The organism is Streptomyces antibioticus (genome assembly GCF_002019855.1).
Lineage (GTDB): Bacteria > Actinomycetota > Actinomycetes > Streptomycetales > Streptomycetaceae > Streptomyces > Streptomyces antibioticus_B.
This window is the reverse complement of record NZ_CM007717.1, coordinates 3969305-3986336: the sequence shown is the minus strand read 5'-3', so window position 1 is coordinate 3986336 and position 17032 is coordinate 3969305. Positions and strand designations below refer to the sequence as shown.

At 71.0% G+C, this 17032-nt stretch carries 18 protein-coding genes; 13 read left to right on the top strand and 5 right to left on the bottom strand.

Translation table 11 applies throughout. The annotated features are described in order from the left end of the window. Positions 1-24: 24 nt before the first annotated feature. Together AFM16_RS17840 and AFM16_RS17835 are read right to left on the bottom strand one after the other, a co-directional pair. Entirely contained in the window at positions 25-1017 is a 993-nt protein-coding gene (locus tag AFM16_RS17840; RefSeq protein WP_078633921.1) for an aldo/keto reductase, read from the bottom strand. A gap of 68 nt (positions 1018-1085) precedes the next feature. After that, positions 1086-1766, bottom strand: a complete 681-nt coding sequence (locus AFM16_RS17835) for a GDSL-type esterase/lipase family protein (RefSeq protein WP_078633920.1) — start codon at positions 1764-1766, stop codon at positions 1086-1088. Between the two features lie 176 nt (positions 1767-1942). Between AFM16_RS17835 and AFM16_RS17830 the strand changes: the two genes are divergently transcribed. The 3 genes from AFM16_RS17830 to AFM16_RS17820 all read left to right on the top strand — a co-directional run bounded on the left by AFM16_RS17830 (position 1943) and on the right by AFM16_RS17820 (position 5403). After that, positions 1943-2965: a TolB-like translocation protein gene (locus AFM16_RS17830; protein WP_078633919.1), complete on the top strand. Its 1023-nt coding sequence runs from the start codon at positions 1943-1945 to the stop codon at positions 2963-2965. Positions 2966-3120: 155 nt separating this feature from the next. Continuing rightward, positions 3121-3753: a hypothetical protein gene (locus AFM16_RS17825; protein WP_078633918.1), complete on the top strand. Its 633-nt coding sequence runs from the start codon at positions 3121-3123 to the stop codon at positions 3751-3753. A 144-nt stretch (positions 3754-3897) separates the two neighbouring features. Beyond that, positions 3898-5403 (top strand): cellulase family glycosylhydrolase, encoded by a 1506-nt coding sequence (locus AFM16_RS17820; RefSeq protein ID WP_078633917.1) that lies wholly within the window; start codon positions 3898-3900, stop codon positions 5401-5403. A 31-nt stretch (positions 5404-5434) separates the two neighbouring features. On the opposite strand, the gene AFM16_RS17815 is transcribed toward AFM16_RS17820, so the two are convergent. Beyond that, complete coding sequence (locus AFM16_RS17815; RefSeq protein ID WP_370628044.1) at positions 5435-5872, bottom strand: hypothetical protein; 438 nt, start codon at positions 5870-5872, stop codon at positions 5435-5437. 193 nt (positions 5873-6065) lie between these two features. Here AFM16_RS17815 and AFM16_RS17810 point away from each other — a divergent pair, with 193 nt between their 5' ends. Both AFM16_RS17810 and AFM16_RS17805 read left to right on the top strand, forming a co-directional pair. Further along, positions 6066-6833 (top strand): DUF6879 family protein, encoded by a 768-nt coding sequence (locus AFM16_RS17810; RefSeq protein ID WP_078633916.1) that lies wholly within the window; start codon positions 6066-6068, stop codon positions 6831-6833. A gap of 18 nt (positions 6834-6851) precedes the next feature. Continuing rightward, positions 6852-7700: a helix-turn-helix domain-containing protein gene (locus tag AFM16_RS17805; RefSeq protein ID WP_030785341.1), complete on the top strand. Its 849-nt coding sequence runs from the start codon at positions 6852-6854 to the stop codon at positions 7698-7700. A 242-nt stretch (positions 7701-7942) separates the two neighbouring features. On the opposite strand, the gene AFM16_RS17800 is transcribed toward AFM16_RS17805, so the two are convergent. Then, positions 7943-8359, bottom strand: coding sequence for an ATP-binding protein (locus AFM16_RS17800; RefSeq protein WP_078633915.1), 417 nt, complete (start codon positions 8357-8359; stop codon positions 7943-7945). 141 nt (positions 8360-8500) lie between these two features. On the opposite strand from AFM16_RS17800, the gene AFM16_RS17795 reads away from it, so the two are divergent. Genes AFM16_RS17795 through AFM16_RS17780 form a run of 4 tightly spaced genes read left to right on the top strand, consistent with a single transcriptional unit; the run spans position 8501 to position 9973 of the window. Continuing rightward, on the top strand, positions 8501-9370 hold the full coding sequence (locus tag AFM16_RS17795) for a helix-turn-helix domain-containing protein (protein ID WP_078633914.1): 870 nt from the start codon (positions 8501-8503) through the stop codon (positions 9368-9370). Continuing rightward, positions 9367-9543: a DUF397 domain-containing protein gene (locus AFM16_RS17790; RefSeq protein ID WP_078633913.1), complete on the top strand. Its 177-nt coding sequence runs from the start codon at positions 9367-9369 to the stop codon at positions 9541-9543. Before AFM16_RS17795 ends, AFM16_RS17790 begins: the two co-directional genes overlap by 4 nt. 38 nt (positions 9544-9581) lie before the next feature. After that, entirely contained in the window at positions 9582-9758 is a 177-nt protein-coding gene (locus tag AFM16_RS17785; protein WP_078633912.1) for a DUF397 domain-containing protein, read from the top strand. Between the two features lie 38 nt (positions 9759-9796). Beyond that, on the top strand, positions 9797-9973 hold the full coding sequence (locus AFM16_RS17780) for a DUF397 domain-containing protein (RefSeq protein ID WP_078633911.1): 177 nt from the start codon (positions 9797-9799) through the stop codon (positions 9971-9973). 53 nt (positions 9974-10026) lie between these two features. Here the strand turns inward: AFM16_RS17780 and serC are convergent, their stop codons facing one another. Next, positions 10027-11145, bottom strand: a complete 1119-nt coding sequence (gene serC / locus AFM16_RS17775) for a phosphoserine transaminase (protein ID WP_078633910.1) — start codon at positions 11143-11145, stop codon at positions 10027-10029. A 108-nt stretch (positions 11146-11253) separates the two neighbouring features. Here serC and AFM16_RS17770 point away from each other — a divergent pair, with 108 nt between their 5' ends. The 4 genes from AFM16_RS17770 (at position 11254) to AFM16_RS17755 (ending at position 17010) form a co-directional block, all read left to right on the top strand. After that, entirely contained in the window at positions 11254-14349 is a 3096-nt protein-coding gene (locus AFM16_RS17770) for an FAD-binding and (Fe-S)-binding domain-containing protein (RefSeq protein ID WP_078633909.1), read from the top strand. A 132-nt stretch (positions 14350-14481) separates the two neighbouring features. After that, positions 14482-15633, top strand: coding sequence for a lipid II:glycine glycyltransferase FemX (locus AFM16_RS17765; protein ID WP_078633908.1), 1152 nt, complete (start codon positions 14482-14484; stop codon positions 15631-15633). Between the two features lie 80 nt (positions 15634-15713). Further along, positions 15714-16649: an EamA family transporter gene (locus AFM16_RS17760; protein WP_030785328.1), complete on the top strand. Its 936-nt coding sequence runs from the start codon at positions 15714-15716 to the stop codon at positions 16647-16649. A 25-nt stretch (positions 16650-16674) separates the two neighbouring features. Then, entirely contained in the window at positions 16675-17010 is a 336-nt protein-coding gene (locus AFM16_RS17755; RefSeq protein WP_143648385.1) for a hypothetical protein, read from the top strand. Positions 17011-17032 lie beyond the last annotated feature (22 nt).

Sequence of the window (17032 nt, the reverse complement as noted above, 5' to 3'; positions counted from 1 at the left end):
CCCGCCCGAAGCAGCCCCCCCCGACTACCAGGCGAACGCCTCCGGGGACGGCCCCGGTCCCGGGAAGATCTCGTCCAGGCCGGTCAGCAGCTCCTCGCTCAGCTCCAGTCCCACCGCACGGATCGCCGACTCCAGTTGCCCGGCGGTGCGCGGGCCGACGATCGGTCCGGTCACGCCGGGCCGGGTGAGCAGCCACGCCAGAGCGGCCTCGCCGGGTTCGATCCCGTGCTTGTCGAGGAGGTCCTCGTACGCCTGGATCCGGCCACGCGCCACGGGGTCGGCCAGCGTGTCGGCGGCCCGCCCGGCCGCGCGGCGCCCGCCCTCGACCTCCTTGCGGATGATCCCGCCCAGCGCCCCGCCGTGCAGCGGCGACCACGGGATGACGCCGAGGCCGTACTCGCGCGCGGCCGGGATCACCTCCATCTCGGCGCGCCGCTCGGCCAGGTTGTACAGACACTGCTCGCTGACGAGCCCGATGGTCCCGCCCCGGCGCGCGGCGGTCTCGTTGGCCTGGGCGATCTTGTAGCCGGGGAAGTTGGAGGAACCGGCGTAGAGGACCTTGCCCTGCTGCACCAGCACGTCGATCGCCTGCCAGATCTCGTCGAACGACGTGAGGCGGTCGATGTGGTGGAACTGGTACAGGTCGATGTAGTCGGTTTTCAGCCGCCTGAGCGACGCGTCCACGGCCCGCCGGATGCTGAGCGCGGACAGCTTGTCGTGGTTGGGCCAGGCGTCGCCCTCGGCGGCCATGTTGCCGTACACCTTGGTGGCGAGCACGACCTTGTCGCGCCGCTCGCCGCCCTTGGCGAACCAGTTGCCGATGATCTCCTCGGTACGGCCCTTGTTCTCGCCCCAGCCGTACACGTTAGCGGTGTCGAAAAAGTTGATACCCGCGTCCAGCGCCGAATCCATGATCGCGTGGGACTCGGTCTCGTCGGTCTGCGGGCCGAAGTTCATGGTGCCGAGGACGAGACGGCTGACCTTGAGTCCGGTACGTCCGAGCTGCGTGTACTTCATGGGACCCCAGCCAACGACTTGGAGTGCGCTCGACGCAAGGGGGCCGGGGTCGGCGGAGCCCGGACCGGTCAGTCGCGGGCCCCGTACTCCCCGCCCACCCCCCACCCTTGATGCATCGCCGTCGCGAAGGCCGCCGCCAGTTTGTGTTCGCCGCGTGCGTTGGGGTGGGTGCCGTCGTAGGTGTCGGTGTGGAGATCCCAGGTGTCGGGGACCGAGGCCAGGAGGATCGGGGAGGACGGGGTGTCCAGGTCGGCGGCCGCCTTCGCCAGGCGTTCGTTGAAGGCGGTGACCTCGGCGCCGAAGGGCGGGTCGTCCGCCGCGCGCACGTTGGGGATCACCGGCAGCCAGACCATCCGCACCGCCGGGTTCGCCGCGCGCGCCTCGGCCGTGAAGGACCGCACGTTCTCCGCGGTCTGCTCGGCGTTGGTGTAGAAGCCCAGGTCGATCAGGCCCAGGGAGACCAGCAGCACGTCCGCCCGGTGCTCCCGCACCGCCGCGCGGATCAGCGGGGCCATGTGCAGCCAGCCCTCGCCCCAGCCGGCCAGATGGGCGCGCGGGAAGCCCGGTTCGGCGTACGCGTACGACGTGGGCGCGTCCGCCTGCTTGTCGTGGAGCGTCTCGCGCGGGCCGACCAGGGCGCAGGGGCCGTCGTACGTCGCGCACAGGTGCCGCCACATGCGGTAACGCCATGTGTGTTCGCCCGCGCTGCCGATCGTCATCGAGTCGCCCACGGGCATGAACCTAAGCATCCGCTCATGATGAGGGATCGCCGGACGATCACAGGAGTCCGGGGGCGTGTGAGGCTGACCACGGCCGACAAGGACACGGCCAGGGCCCGGCCACGACCCGGCCACGACCCGGCCACGACCTGCGCCGCGGTGATCGCCGCGCCCGGAACGCGCGGGCGGGATGGCAGGCTTGGGGCATGCGACGACCCTTCGCCGGCCGTGCCGGAGCCCTCCTCGCCGGTGCCCTCCTCATGGGCGCGGCCGCCGTACCCGCGCTCGCCGTACCCGCCTCCGCCGATGACGGGGACAAGGCCGGGAACAAGGACTTCACCATCGAGGACCCGCGCATCACCGAGTCCAGCGGTCTCGCCGCCTCCCGACAGCACCCGGGCGTCTACTGGACCCACAACGACAGCGACGACGGCCCCTACCTCTACGCCGTCGACAGCGCGACCGGGAAGACCGTCGCCCGCCTCACCCTCACCGGCATCGGCACCCCGCGCGACGTCGAGGCCATCTCGATCGGCCCCGGCAACGAGATCTGGGTCGGCGACATCGGCGACAACCTCGGCGGCGGCTGGCCGTACGTGTGGATCTACCGGCTGCCCGAGCCGAAGACGCTCACCGACGCGACGGTCCGCGCCACGCAGTACATCGTCAAGTACGCCGACGGCCCCCGCGACGCCGAGTCGCTCCTCGTGCACCCCAGGACCGGGCGGGTCTACATCATCGACAAGCAGGAGGACGGCGGACACCTCTACGAGGGCCCGGCCACCCTCGCCGCCTCCGGCACGAACGTCTTCAAGCCGGTCGCCCCCGTCGACCTGTGGGCCACCGACGCCGCGTTCTCCCCGGACGGCACCCACCTCGCCGTACGCGGCTACTTCGGCGGCATCTCCTACGAGTGGAACGGCGGCGACCTCCGACGCAAGGGCCGCCTCGACGTGCCCCTCCAACGGCAGGGCGAGTCCGTCACCTACTCCGCCGACGGCACCAAGCTCATGTACGGCAGCGAGGGCACCGGCAGCACGGTGGTGGCGGAGGACGCCCCCGATGCCCCGGCCGACTCCAAGTCGCCGTCGGGCTCAGGGAGTTCGGACAACGCCACGAGCGAGGACGACGGTTCCTCGACGGGCGGCGAGGTGAAACTGGGCGCGTTCGCCCTGGCGGCGGTGCTCGTCGCGGCGTTCGGCGTACGACGGTTGCGGCGGCGCCGCTGAGCGCACGGCGGCGCGTCGGCGACCGGCGTGCGCGGGCCGGGTCACCCGTCCGGACCGTCCCGCGCGACAGTGGGTGTCCGGCCCGGCAGGCTGGCGGTGTCTCGCGGGACGGGGGCGGCTTCGTACGGTCCCGCTCCTCACCGATGGGAGTCCCGATGCGCGGTCATGCCATACGCGCCGCCCGCACGTTCACCGTGAAGCTCAGCCTGCTCCTCGCCGTCCTGGGACTCGCCGTCCCGTCGGCGACGGCCGCCGCCGCCCAGCCGGCCCGCGCCGGTCACGCCGTCCCCACCCTGGGCGTGGACTGGCGTTCCGCCACCATCGCGCTGAGCGGCCCGATCGCGGGCGCCTCGGAGCAGATCAACCTCACCGGCACGCTCCACGTCACCGTCGTCACCAGGACGGGCGCGGACGGCGGCGGTACGGCACAGGTCATCAGCTCGCTGGGGAACACCAGGGGCGTCGGCGCCGTCACGGGTGCCACGTACCGGTTCGTCGGCGCCGACGTCGACCGGGTCACCGTCCCGCCGAACCCGATCACGCCGCTGCTCGTGCTCCCGACGTTCCTCCAGATCAACCCGGTCGTCCCGCCCAACCCGATCGTCCCGCCGAACCCGATCGCACCGGTGCGGGTCCTGGTGAGCCTCACGGCGACCGGCGGAATCGCCGGCATCGACGCCTCGCTGATCGGCCCCGGGGGCGGCGACGGAGGTACGGACGGGGGTACGGACGGGGGTACGGACCTGGGCACCGACGGTGTCACCGACGGGCCCGTCGAGAGCGCCTGACCGATACGCGTGAGCGGCGGCAGCCACGGGGTGCCGCCGCTCATCTTGACGAGTTCATGGCATCCCAGTTTCCTGGAGGTGCGCGGCGTATGGGAGCGCTCCCATATGTTCCGGACCCGCGCCGCCCCGAGAGGAAGCAACGTCATGTTCCGCAACCTCCGCAGAGCGCTGTGCGTCGCCGTCGCGGCCCTGCTGCTCCCCCTGGCGGCAGGCGCGCAGGCGGTCGAGGCCGAGGCTGCCGCAGGTGCCGGCTACTGGCACACCAGCGGCCGCCAGATCCTCGACTCCGCCGGGCAGCCGGTCAGGATCGCCGGGATCAACTGGTTCGGCTTCGAGACCGCCGACAACGTCGTCCACGGCCTCTGGTCCCGCGACTACAAGAGCATGATCGACCAGATGAAGTCGCTCGGGTACAACACCCTCCGCATCCCGTACAGCGACGACATCCTCAAGAGCGGCACCGCCCCCACCGGCATCGACTTCAGCGGCGGCAAGAACGCCGACCTGCAAGAGCTCGGCTCCCTCGGCGTCCTGGACAGGATCGTCGCGTACGCCGGTCAGGGCGGCCTCAAGGTCATCCTCGACCGGCACCGCCCGGACGCCGCCGGGCAGTCGGCGCTCTGGTACACCCCGGCCGTGCCCGAGTCGACGTGGATCGCCAACCTCAAGGCGCTGGCGGCCCGTTACCGGGGCCAGGACACCGTCATCGGCATCGACCTGCACAACGAGCCGCACGATCCCGCCTGTTGGGGCTGCGGCGACACCGCGACCGACTGGCGGCTCGCCGCCGAGCGGGCCGGCAACGCGGTCCTCTCCGTCAACCCGGACCTGCTGATCCTCGTCGAGGGCGTGCAGACCTTCAACGGCGTCTCCGGCTGGTGGGGCGGCAATCTGATGGGCGTGGCCCAGTACCCGGTACGGCTCGACGTGCCCGGCCGGCTCGTGTACTCGGCCCACGACTACGCCACGAGCGTCGCCCAGCAGAGCTGGTTCAGCGATCCGTCGTTCCCCGCGAACATGCCGGGGATCTGGGACAGGTACTGGGGTTACCTCTTCAAGCAGAACATCGCGCCGGTCTGGCTGGGCGAGTTCGGCACGACGCTCGCCTCGACGGTGGACCAGCGGTGGCTGGCGGCCCTGGTGGACTACCTGCGGCCCACGTCGACGTACGGCGGCGACTCCTTCCACTGGACCTTCTGGTCCTGGAACCCCAACTCCGGTGACACGGGCGGCATTCTGAAGGACGACTGGCAGACCGTGGACACGGTGAAGGACGGCTACCTGGCGAGCATCAAGGCGCCGGGCTTCCCGGCCGGCGGGGGCGGTGGAGGGGATGACGGCGGTTCGACGGCTTCCTGCTCGGCCACGTACACGATCAGCAGCGACTGGGGCGGCGGCTTCAACGCGGACGTGAAGGTGACCAACACGGGGACGACGGCGCTCTCCTCCTGGAAGGTGACCTGGACCTGGAGCGGCGCACAGCAGGTCACGACCATGTGGAACGCGTCGTACACCCAGAGCGGCGGGACGGTGACGGCGGTCAACGCGGCGCACAACGGCACGGTGGCACCGGGCACGTCGGCGAGCTTCGGCTTCGGAGCGGCACCGGGCGGTGCGGGTGCACCGGCGGTGAGCTGCACGGCGACGTGACGGAAGGGGCGCCCTGCCTCAGGGCGCCCCTTCACCTGCTGAGCGGACAGGCGAGGCCGGCGTGCCGCTCACGACGCGGCGAACACGCCACCACCGCCAACGACAGGAAGACCGGCCGCTCCAGATAGAACCCGAGGGACACGTCCCCGCCCCGCCGGAGCCGCTCGGCGGCGTGAGCGAGGTGCGCGGTGAGGCGCACCTCGGCCAGCCGCTCATGGATCCACGCCGCGGCTTCTTCCGGGTCCTCCCATGTGCCCCGCACCGATGAGCGGGGCTTGAGGAGCCAGTACGCCGTCTCCAGCGGCGGGAGGTCGGAGCCGGGGAACTCGGCAGCCACCTCGCGATACCGCTGAACCAGCTCCGGCCGGCTCCCGGCCGGGGGTGGTTCCGGGTGCCTGTTGCCGCCGCAGGCCTTCCTGAACGAGGCCGAGGTGATGTCGAGGGCGTAGAGCTTGGTTGCGTCGAGCATGGGTGACCCTCTCTGGTTTGCCGCCGTGGCGGGTTGGTTGTTCTCGGTGAGCGGCGTGGGGCGGAGAGGGGTTGCCAAGTGGCGAATATTCTCAACTATTCTCACGTCGTCACTCTGAATACATGGAGATTCACTCAGAGGTACCGACATGCTGGGGGAGCAACATCGTCGAGTCTCAAGGGAGTTGTCGCGTATGGCACGTCGGTTGCGGTTCAACGGGACCGGGAGCGGGGTCACCGGATGCCCGTCGGTGCACGAGGACTTGGACAGTGGCGAGGTGATCGTCCATGGTCCTCCGCTCACCGACGCGGACGACCTGGCGCAGCTCCAGCACTTCTCGGAGGGGGAGGTCGCCGTCGTGGTCCCGCGTGATCTGCTCGTGGACTGGACCCCGAAGGAGCGGGACCGGCAGGCGCGGACGATCGATCGGGACGAGTTCCAGAGCCTGTTCGGCAAGTTCGAGCACACGGCGTGGCGGTTGGAGACCCGGCGGAGGTACGCGAGCGACGAGAAGAACGAGCGCTGGAGGCAGTTCGTGGACACCGGCTCGGTCGGCGACGACTGGGCCGACGCCCCGGAGGTCAGGTGGTTCCGCGACACGATCCGCGCGCAGACCGAGCAGGGCAAGCGCATGGAACGCGTGCGCATCGTGGATCAGCCCGCCACGCTCGGCCAGCGCTACCTCCTCAGCAGCGCCAAGGGAAACATCGGCTTCGGTGAGGACATCCGCAACCTGTGGCGGGCCGACGCCGACCGACTCCGCCTCCCCGCCGAGGACTTCTGGCTGTTCGACAGCCGCCTCGTCGCGCTCCTGCGGTTCGACGACGCCGACGAACTCACACACGTGGATCTGATCACGGAGCCCGCCGAGGTGGTGCGCTGCTGCATGGTGCGGGACGCGGCCTGGCATCACGCCGTACCGTGGAAGCGGTTCACGGCCGAGTTGGACAGCGACACGTAGGGGTCAGAGCGGATACCGGTGAGCACGGACTATCAGAGGGCGCGCGAGGAACTGGGCCGAAGACTCAGGGAATTGCGTACCGAGTGCCCTGATGGCCGGCTCACCGGCACCGAACTGGCCCAGCGGCTGGACTGGCCGCAGTCGAAGGTCAGCAAGCTGGAGAACGGCAGGCAGACCCCGACGGACGACGACCTCCGCGCATGGACGGAGGCCGTCGGGCAGCCTGCCGCGTTCGCGGAACTGCGCGCCCGGCTGAAGGGCTTCGAAAGCCACATCCGCTCCTGGCGGCGCCAGCTCGCGGCAGGCCACGGCCCTGTCCAGGAGCGGTGGAACAGCCTCGTGGACGAGTCCCGCACCCTCCTCATGTGGGAGAACAGCACGATCAGCGGCATGGTCCAGACCGCCGACTACGCACGGCACGTCTTCGACCGCTACACGGACCTCCGGTGCTCCCCGCGAGACACCGAGGACGCGGTGCGAGCGCGCATGAAACGGCAGGAGTGGCTGTACCGGCCGGGCAAGCAGTTGAAGCTGCTCATGTGGGAGGGCGCCCTGTGGTCCAAGGTGTGCCCGCCGGAAGTGCTGGTCGCCCAACTGGACAGGCTGCTCGGCATGGTGGGCATGGACACCGTCCACCTCGGGATCGTCCCGTTGGACAGCGCCCTGCGCCTTCCGCCGGCCAACTCCTTCTGCATGCTGGACGACCGTATGGTCGCCGTCGAGGACTGGCACGCCGAACTCTGGCTCGACGACGCCGAAACGATTGCCCTCTACCGCCGCGTCTGGGACACCCTCGCCGAATCGGCGGTCTTCGGCACCGACGCCCAGCAAGTCATCGCCCGCGTCCGCCGAAGCATCAAGGTCTGAGGACGTACGGCCGCACCACGTCATCGGTCGTCGTCCAGCGGGGTCCGGCCGGGCGGGCCGGTGTCTGCCAGCAGGCTTCCTCGGCCGGGAACGGCAGGCGGTACCCGGCCGCCCGGGAGCGCTTGGCCCACCGGCGCCAGCGGGCTTCGTACGGGTCGGGGAGTCGCCATACGTACGGGTCCGGCGCCCTGACCTCCTCCGCGAGGGCAGGTGGTTCAACCTTCGTCCGCCGGGTCAGCGCCTCATAGATCCGCCGGAACACGCGGCCCCTCCGGGAGCAGGAAGCGCGCCCACACGCACTTCGTGAACCGCTGCTGTGCGTGTCCCCAGCCGTGGGCCAACCGCCCGACGAGCGCGAGGCCGCGTCCGCTCTCGGCGTCCGGGTCGCAGGCCCGCGGCTTCGGGAGCCGGTCCCGGTCGGGGTCGTGGACCTCCAGGAAGAGATACGGCCCCTGCACGGTGAGTGTGACCCTGACCTGGGCGTGGGACACCCGGCCGTGGGTCACGGCGTTGGCCACGAGTTCGCCGGCCGAGAGGACCACGTCGTCGGTGAGTTCATCGGCGATCCCCCAGCCGGCCAGGGCCTCGCGCACGTTCTGCCGGGCTGTTGACACGTGTTGCCTGCGCTGGGGGATGAGGAAGGTCTTGGTCGTTGGCACGAGGACGAAGCTAGATGTGGATTCCATACGCCCACAACTGGAACCTGCGAATATATGCGAGCGTCTCACTCGATCGTGTGATGCGCCCATGAAGGTGCCGTCCCTTGTGGCAAGGTTCTGCGGAATGGAGGGGAGATTCACATGCCCGCAGGTGGACGACCGACTGTGCGCAGCAGGCGCCTGGGTACGGCGCTTCGGCAATACCGTCAGGCGGCCAAGCTGGACCAACCGCAGGCCGCCGAGGTCATCGCATCAAGTCAGGCTCGGATCAGTCGTGTTGAGAGCGGGCAGGCGACGCCGCGCGTCATCGAGGTGCGGCTGCTGTTGGATGCGTACGGCGTCACCGACGAGGAAGTCCGCGACAAGCTGGAGGACTTGGCCAAGCACTCGAAGAACCGGGGCTGGTGGCTGGAGCACGCGGAGCACTTGAGGCCGGACTACGCCGACCACATCGCGCTGGAAGACGACGCGACCTACATCCGTGAGTGGCAGCCAGTCATGGTGCCGGGCCTGTTGCAGACCCCGGAGTACGCGGAGGCGGCCATCTCCGGCGGCCCCCACTATATCGAGCCCGAACGGGTCACCCACCTGGTCAAGGTCCGGATGGCGCGGCAGGCGAAGATTGCCGAGGGCGGAGCGTCGTACACCGCGATCCTCTGGGAGTCGGTCGTCACCCACCCGCTGCTTGGTGTCGAGATTCATCGCAACCAGCTCTCCGCGATTCTCGAGGCCGGCAAGCGGAAGAACGTCACGGTGCAGGTGCTGCCGTTCAGCGCGGGCGTATTGCCCGGCTATTCCTGCGCCTTCTACTCCTTCAGCTTCGACAAGGAACCGACCGTCGAGGCGGTCGCCATGGACAATCTGCGCGGCGCGTCCGTCCTTGAAGGGCCTGAGGACCTCGCCGCTTACGCCAATGCGTACGACCTACTACGATCGTCGGCATTGGCGCCGGACGCGAGCGCGAAGCTCATCCGGGGCATACTCCGGAGTCTGAAGGAAGACACATCGTGACCGAGGTCGTAAGCCCGTTCTGGAAGTCGTCCTATTCGGGGCAGGAGAACGCCTGCGTCGAGGTCGCCGACACCGCCCCCGGCGGCCGAGCCGTCCGCGACAGCAAGCAGACCGACGGCCCTCTCCTCTCCGTGTCCCGTGAGGGGTGGCGGGCTTTCATCGGGCAGTTCTGAGCGCTGCTGTTTCCTGACCACCCCGAGGGAGACCGACTATGACTGAACTCGTGGGCCCCTTCCGGAAGTCGTCGTACTCGCAGGCGGAGAGCAACTGCGTCGAGGTCGCCGACACGTCACCCGACGGCCGCGCCGTCCGCGACAGCAAGCAGACCGACGGCCCTCTCCTCTCCGTGTCCCGTGAGGGTTGGCGGGCTTTCATCGGGCAGTTCTGAGCGCTGCTGCTTCCTGACCACCCCGAGGGAGACCGACTATGACTGAGCTCGTGGGCCCTTTCCGGAAGTCGTCGTACTCCCAACCGGAGACCAACTGCGTCGAGGTGGCCCCCACCGTTGGCGACGGCCGCGCCGTCCGCGACAGCAAGCAGACCGACGGTCCCCTCCTCACCGTCTCCCGCGACGGCTGGCGGGACTTCATCGCGCAGTTCTGAAAAGGCGCCCGGTGACAGATCACCAGGCGCCTTTCCCGTCCCCGAGTGGAGCGTTACAGCTTCTCGATCACGAAGTCGATGCACCGCGTGAGGGCCTCGACGTCGGCCGGGTCGATCGCCGGGAACATCGCGACGCGGAGCTGGTTGCGGCCGAGCTTGCGGTAGGGCTCGGTGTCGACGATGCCGTTGGCGCGCAGCACCTTGGCGATCGCGGCCGCGTCGATCTCGTCGGCGAAGTCGATCGTGCCGATGACCTGGGACCGCTTGGCCGGGTCCGTGACGAACGGGGTCGCGTGCTTGGACTCCTCGGCCCAGGTGTAGAGCCGCGAGGAGGAGTCCTTCGTGCGGGCCGTGGACCAGGCGAGGCCGCCCTGGCCGTTGATCCACTCCAACTGCTGGTTCAGCAGGAACAGCGTGGCCAGCGCCGGGGTGTTGTACGTCTGGTTCTTGCGGGAGTTGTCGATCGCCGTCGGGAGCGAGAAGAACTCCGGGATGTGGCGGCCGGACGCGTGGATCCGCTCGGCGCGCTCGATCGCGGCCGGGGAGAACACGCCGATCCACAGGCCGCCGTCGGAGGCGAAGGACTTCTGCGGGGCGAAGTAGTAGACGTCCGTCTCGGCGATGTCGACCGGGAGGCCGCCCGCGCCGGAGGTGGCGTCCACCAGGACCAGGGAGCCGGAGTCCGCGCCCGCGACCCGCTTCAGGGGGGCCGCGACGCCCGTGGACGTCTCGTTGTGGGTGAAGGCGTAGACGTCCACGCCCTCCTCGGCCCGCGGCTCCGGGTGCGTGCCGGGGTCGGAGGAGACGACGGTGGGCTCGGCCAGCCAGGGTGCGAGCTTGGCGGCCTTGGCGAACTTCGAGCTGAACTCACCGAAGGTGAGGTGCTGCGACTTGTTCTCGATCAGGCCGTGGGTCGCCACGTCCCAGAACGCGGTGGAGCCGCCGTTGCCGAGGATCACCTCGTAGCCCTCGGGGAGGGAGAACAGCTCGGAGATGCCCTCGCGCACCTGGCCGACCAGGTTCTTGACGGGCGCCTGGCGGTGGGACGTGCCGAGGAGGGATGTGCCGGTCGCGGCCAGCGCGTCCAGCGCTTCCGTCCGCACCTTGGAGGGGCCCGCGCCGAATCGACCGTCGGCGGGCTTGATGTCAGCGGGAATCTGGATCTCAGCCACGAAGGGAGGTTAGCCGGTGGAGGAAACCTCGGCGAAACCTCGTCCGTCGGGTGAGACGGCGTTTCGTCGTGAGAGGCGAACACCGGGTGGGCTGATTTGCTGGCACCCATGACGGATCTGGAAGCCGCGCTGCGCGACGGCGTCCGGGGTGACGTGGAGTTCGATGTCACGGCCCGGGCTCTGGTCACCATGGACGCCTCCAACTACCGCCGGGTGCCGCTGGGCGTCGTCGCGCCCCGGGACGCCGACGACGTCGCCGCCGTACTGGAGGTGTGCCGGGAGCACGGCGTGCCGGTCGTGGCGCGCGGCGGCGGGACGTCGATCGCGGGGCAGGCGACCGGTACGGGCGTGGTGCTGGACTTCACCCGGCACATGAACCGGCTGCTCGACCTCGACCCCGGCACCCGTACGGCCGTCGTGCAGCCGGGGCTGGTCCTCGACCGGCTCCAGGAGGCCGCCGCCCCGCACGGGCTGCGGTTCGGCCCCGACCCGTCCACGCACAGCCGCTGCACGCTCGGCGGGATGATCGGCAACAACTCGTGCGGCGCGCACTCGGTGGCCTGGGGCACGACCGCCGACAGCGTGCGCGAGCTGGCGGTCGTCACCGCGCGCGGCGCGCGTCTGCGGTTGGGCCGGGGGTGGTCCGGCGCGCCGGACGGGCTGCGCGCCCTGGTCGACGCCGAACTGGCGCGCCTGCGCACCGGATTCCCCGACCTGCCCCGCCGTATCTCCGGATACGCGCTGGACGCGCTGCTGCCCGAGAACGGCGCCGACGTCGCCCGTTCCTTCTGCGGCTCGGAGGGCACGCTCGGCGTGCTGACGGAGGCGGTCGTGGACCTCGTACGGGCACCACGCGCGCGTGCCCTCGCGGTGCTGGGGTACGCCGACGAGAGCGCGGCGGCGGAGGCGGCGGCGGGGCTGCTGCCGTACCGCCCCCTGACGGTGGAGGGCATGGCCGCCGATCTGGTGCCGTCTCCGGTCGATCTTCCGCGCGGCGGGGCCTGGCTGTTCGTCGAGACGGGCGGTGACACCGCGGAGGAGGCACGCGCGCGTGCGGAGACGGTCGTGCGGGCGGCGGACGCCGTCGACGCGGACGTCGTCACCGATCCGGCCCGGCAGCGGGCGCTGTGGCGGATCCGGGAGGACGCGAGCGGTACGGCGACCCGGATGCCGGACCATTCCGAGGCGTGGCCCGGCTGGGAGGACTGCGCGGTGCCGCCGGCCCGGCTGGGCGCCTATCTGCGGGACTTCCGGGAGCTGCTCGCCGGGCACGGGCTGCGCGGGACGCCGTACGGGCACTTCGGGGACGGGTGCATCCACGTCCGGATCGACTTCGATCTGCTGACCGCGGCGGGCGTCGGCCGGTTCCGGGTCTTCTCCGAGGAACTCGCCGACCTGGTGGTGGCGCACGGCGGTTCGCTGTCGGGGGAGCACGGCGACGGGCAGGCGCGCGCGGAGCTGCTGCCGCGGATGTACGGCCCCGAGCTGGTCGCCCTCTTCGAGCGGGCCAAGGCCGTCTGGGACCCGGACGACCTCCTCAACCCCGGCATGCTGGTCCGGCCCGCGCCCCTCGACTCGAACCTCCGCTTCGCCGTCCTGCCCCGCGAACCGGTCGACGTGGCCTTCGGCTACCCGTCCGACGGCGGCGACTTCTCGGCGGCGGTACGGCGGTGCGTCGGGGTCGCGAAATGCCGTACGACGGAGGTGACCGGGGCCGCCGTGATGTGCCCGTCGTTCCGGGCGACGGGCGAGGAGGCCCACTCCACGCGCGGGCGGGCCCGTCTGCTGCACGAGATGCTCGCCGGTGAGCTGGTGACGGACGGCTGGCGGTCGACCGAGGTGCGCGACGCGCTGGACCTGTGCCTGTCGTGCAAGGGGTGCCGGACGGACTGCCCGGTGGGCGTGGACATGGCCACGTACAAGGCGGAGTTCCTGCACCACCACTACGCCGGACGCCGACGCCCGGCCGCGCACCTCAGCATGGGCAGGCTGCCGCAGTGGCTGCGCTGGGCGTCCCGTACGCGTGTGGTGCCCCTCCTCAACGCGCTGGCCGCCATGGGGCCGTTGGCGCGCCTGGCGAAGGCGGTCGGCGGCATCGCACCGGAGCGGGCGATCCCGCGGCTGGCGAGGGAGACGTTCAGCCGGTGGTGGAGCCGCCGGCGGCCCGCGTCCGGCGGGGTGGGCGGAAGATCGGGTGGGACGTCGTCGGGTGGTGAGCCGACCGGGGTGCGTGGTGGTGAACCGGGCGATGGCTCGGGCGGGAGGCCTGATGGGGAGCCGGGGGGCGGCCTGGGCCGGGAGCCGGGTGGAGAGTCGGCCGGTGCGGCGGTCCGGGAGCCGGTCGGGACGGCGGTCCCGGAGCCGGTCGGGACGGCGGTCCGGGAGCCGGACGGGGACCTCGTCGTGTTGTGGCCGGACACCTTCACCGAGCATCTCTCACCCTCCGTCGGGCGGGCCGCCGTGCGGGTGCTGGAGGCGGCCGGGCTGCGGGTGGCGTTGCCGCCGACGCTGCGGATGCGCGGGCGGCCGGTCGGGGACGGGCGTACGAGGTCCCCGATCGCCCTGTCGGCCGTTCTGCTCGGCGGGCGCCGGGACCGGGTCTGCTGCGGGCTGACGTACGTCTCCACCGGCCAGCTCGACCGGGCGCGCGCGGTGCTGCGGCGCACGCTGGACCTGATGGAACCGGTGCTGGAGACGGCCGCGCCGGTGGTGGTCCTGGAGCCGAGTTGCGCCGCCGCGCTCCGCACCGATCTGCCCGAGCTGCTGGCGGACGATCCGCGGGCCGCGGCGCTCGCCGCCCGGGTGCTGACCTTCGCGGAGACGCTGGAGCGGTACGCGCCGCACTGGCGGCCGCCGCGGGTGGACCGTCCCGCGGTCGGCCAGACCCACTGCCACCAGCACGCCGTCCTCGGCGCCGCGGCCGACCGCAGGCTGCGCGCGGCCGCCGGCATCACCGGTGAGCTGAGCGGCGGCTGCTGCGGGCTCGCGGGCGACTTCGGCTTCACGAAGGGCCACTTCGAGGTGTCGGTGTCCTGCGCGGAGGAACAGCTCCTGCCGGCCGTGCGCTCGGCGCCGCCCGGTGCGGTGGTCCTGGCGGACGGGTACTCCTGCCGGACGCAGGTGGAGCAGTTGGCGGGGGTGCGCGGGGAGCATCTGGCGGAGGTGCTCGCGGCGGCGCTGGACGCCTCGGGGGACGGCGGGTGACGGACACGCAGGCGTCGCGGGCCTGCGGAGTCCAGCCCGGCGGAGCTGGTTACCTGGGCCGGGGCGACCGACCGTACGGCCGTCCGTGACGGCGTGTTCAGCGCGTTCATCCGATCCGAGGGAGCCCGGCGTATGCGTCTGCGTGTCCAGCCCATCACCCGTGACGAGCACCTGGCGTTCGTCGCGGCCCGCCCTTCCGTCAGCCATATGCAGATCCCCGCGTGGGGTGACGTGAAGCCGGACTGGCGGGCGGAGAGCCTGGGCTGGTTCGACGAGCGCGGGGAGGTGGTGGGCGTGGGGCTGGTGCTGCTGCGGCCGCTGCCGAAGCTGCAGAGGTATCTGGCCTATCTGCCCGAGGGGCCGGTCGTGGACTGGTCCGCGCCCGATCTGGTGGAACGCTGGCTGGACCCGATGCTGGCGCATCTGCGGGCGCGGGGCGCGTTCTCGGTGAAGATGGGCCCGCCCGTCGTCGTACGGCGCTGGAGTGCCGACGCCGTCAAGGCGGCCGTGGCCGACCCGGACGCGCGTCGGCTGGGGGACGCGGAGCCGACCTCGGTGGAGCCCGGCGCCCCGGCCGTCGCCGAGCGGCTGCGCGGGGCCGGCTGGCGGCAGGCCGAGGCGGGCGGCGAGGACGGCTTCGCGGCGGGGCAGCCGCGGTACGTCTTCCAGGTGCCGTTCGCCGGGCGGTCGCTGGAGGAGATCCAGGGCGGACTGAACCAGCAGTGGCGGCGCAACATCAAGAAGTCCGAGAAGGCCGGGGTGAAGGTGGTCCGGGGCGGGCCGGAGGATCTGCCGACGTTCCACGCGCTCTACGTCGAGACCGCCGAGCGGGACCGGTTCGTCCCGCGTCCGCTGCCCTACTTCCAGCGCATGTGGACCGCGCTGAACGCCGAGCACCCCGACCGTATGCGGCTCTACCTCGCCCATCACGACGGCGAGGTCCTCGCGGCGGCGACGATGCTGACGGTCGGCGAGCACGTCTGGTACTCCTACGGCGCCTCCACCGCCCGCAGGCGCGAGGTGCAGCCGAACAACGCGATGCAGTGGCGCATGATGTGCGACGCGCACGAGCTGGGCGCCGCCGTCTACGACCTGCGGGGCATCACCGACACCCTGGAGGAGTCCAACCACCTGCTCGGTCTGCTCCGCTTCAAGGCGGGCACGGGCGGGGAGGCGGTGGAGTACCTGGGGGAGTGGGACTTCCCGCTGAACCGGCTGCTGCACCGCGCGTTCGTTCTGTATCTCAGTTACCGAGACAGAGGTGTAATGGGTTCACACTCCTGACGAAGTCTATTAGCCTGGACTCGGCAGTACATCGAGATGAACGATCGTCGTCGACCTACGAGAACCCTCCAGGACCCACCGTGACCGTCCCCGACACCGCGCCCGTCTCCGCCTCCGTCTCCGCTTCTGCGGCGACCCTCCCCGAGACCGGCCGCCGGGGTTCCCTCGGTCCCGTCGGCCTGGTGCTCGCGGGCGGGATCTCCGTGCAGTTCGGCGGCGCGCTGGCCGTGACGCTGATGCCGCGCGCGGGCGCGCTCGGGGTGGTGGCGCTGCGGCTGCTGGTCGCGGCGGTGATCCTGCTGGTCGTCTGCCGGCCCCGGGTGCGCGGGCACTCCCGCACCGACTGGGGCACGGTGATCGTCTTCGGGATCACCATGGCCGCGATGAACGGCCTCTTCTACCAGTCCGTGGACCGCATCCCGCTGGGTACGGCGGTCACCCTGGAGGTGCTGGGCCCGCTGGCCCTGTCGGTCGCGGTCTCGCGCCGAGCGGTGAACCTGATCTGGGCGGGCCTGGCGCTGGCCGGTGTCTTCCTGCTGGGCGGCGGCGGAGGCTTCGGCAGCCTGGACCCCCTGGGCGTGGCGTTCGCGCTGTCGGCGGGCGGGATGTGGGCGGCGTACATCGTCTTCAGCGCGCGTACGGGACGCCGTTTCCCGCAGGCCGACGGGCTCGCCCTCGCCATGGCGATCGGCGCGCTGCTCTTCCTGCCGCTGGGCATCGCGGAATCCGGCACGAAGCTGCTCGACCCGGTGACGCTGGGCCTCGGCGCGGCGGTGGCGGTCCTGTCCTCGGTCCTCCCCTACACCCTCGAACTCCTGGCCCTGCGCCGCCTCCCCGCCTCCACCTTCGCCATCATGATGAGCCTCGAACCGGCCATCGCGGCCACGGCCGGCTTCTTCATCCTGAACCAGGCCCTGACGGCGACGGAGGCGGCGGCGATCGCCTTGGTCATCGCGGCGAGCATGGGCGCGGTCAGGACCCAGGTGGGACGCCGAGCCCCCAAAATCACCTCTTGACGAATTCCAGCCAACGGGGGAACAAGTGTCCGGCATGGGCCAAGACGTGAATCCTCCCGAACCAGGCATCGAGCAGGTGGCCGCAGGCCGACTGCTCGATCTCGTGCGCTCCTTCGTCACCACGCACGTGCCGTGGAAGCCGCTGTTCATCGGTGCGGTCATCACGGGTGACGACCGCATGCGCCTCTATTTCCGTTCACCTGAACGGGACCGCACATACGGCGTGGACGTGCTGATCAGTCGTACAGGCCCTGGCCTGCTCGGTTCCCTGGTGTCCCCGGCGTTCCTGGCGAACGAGCATCTGCACCAGCCTTCCGGCGATCCGCACTGCGATGTGGTCGTGGATCTCACCGACTACTGACGCAGGGCGCCGGTCTCCTCGG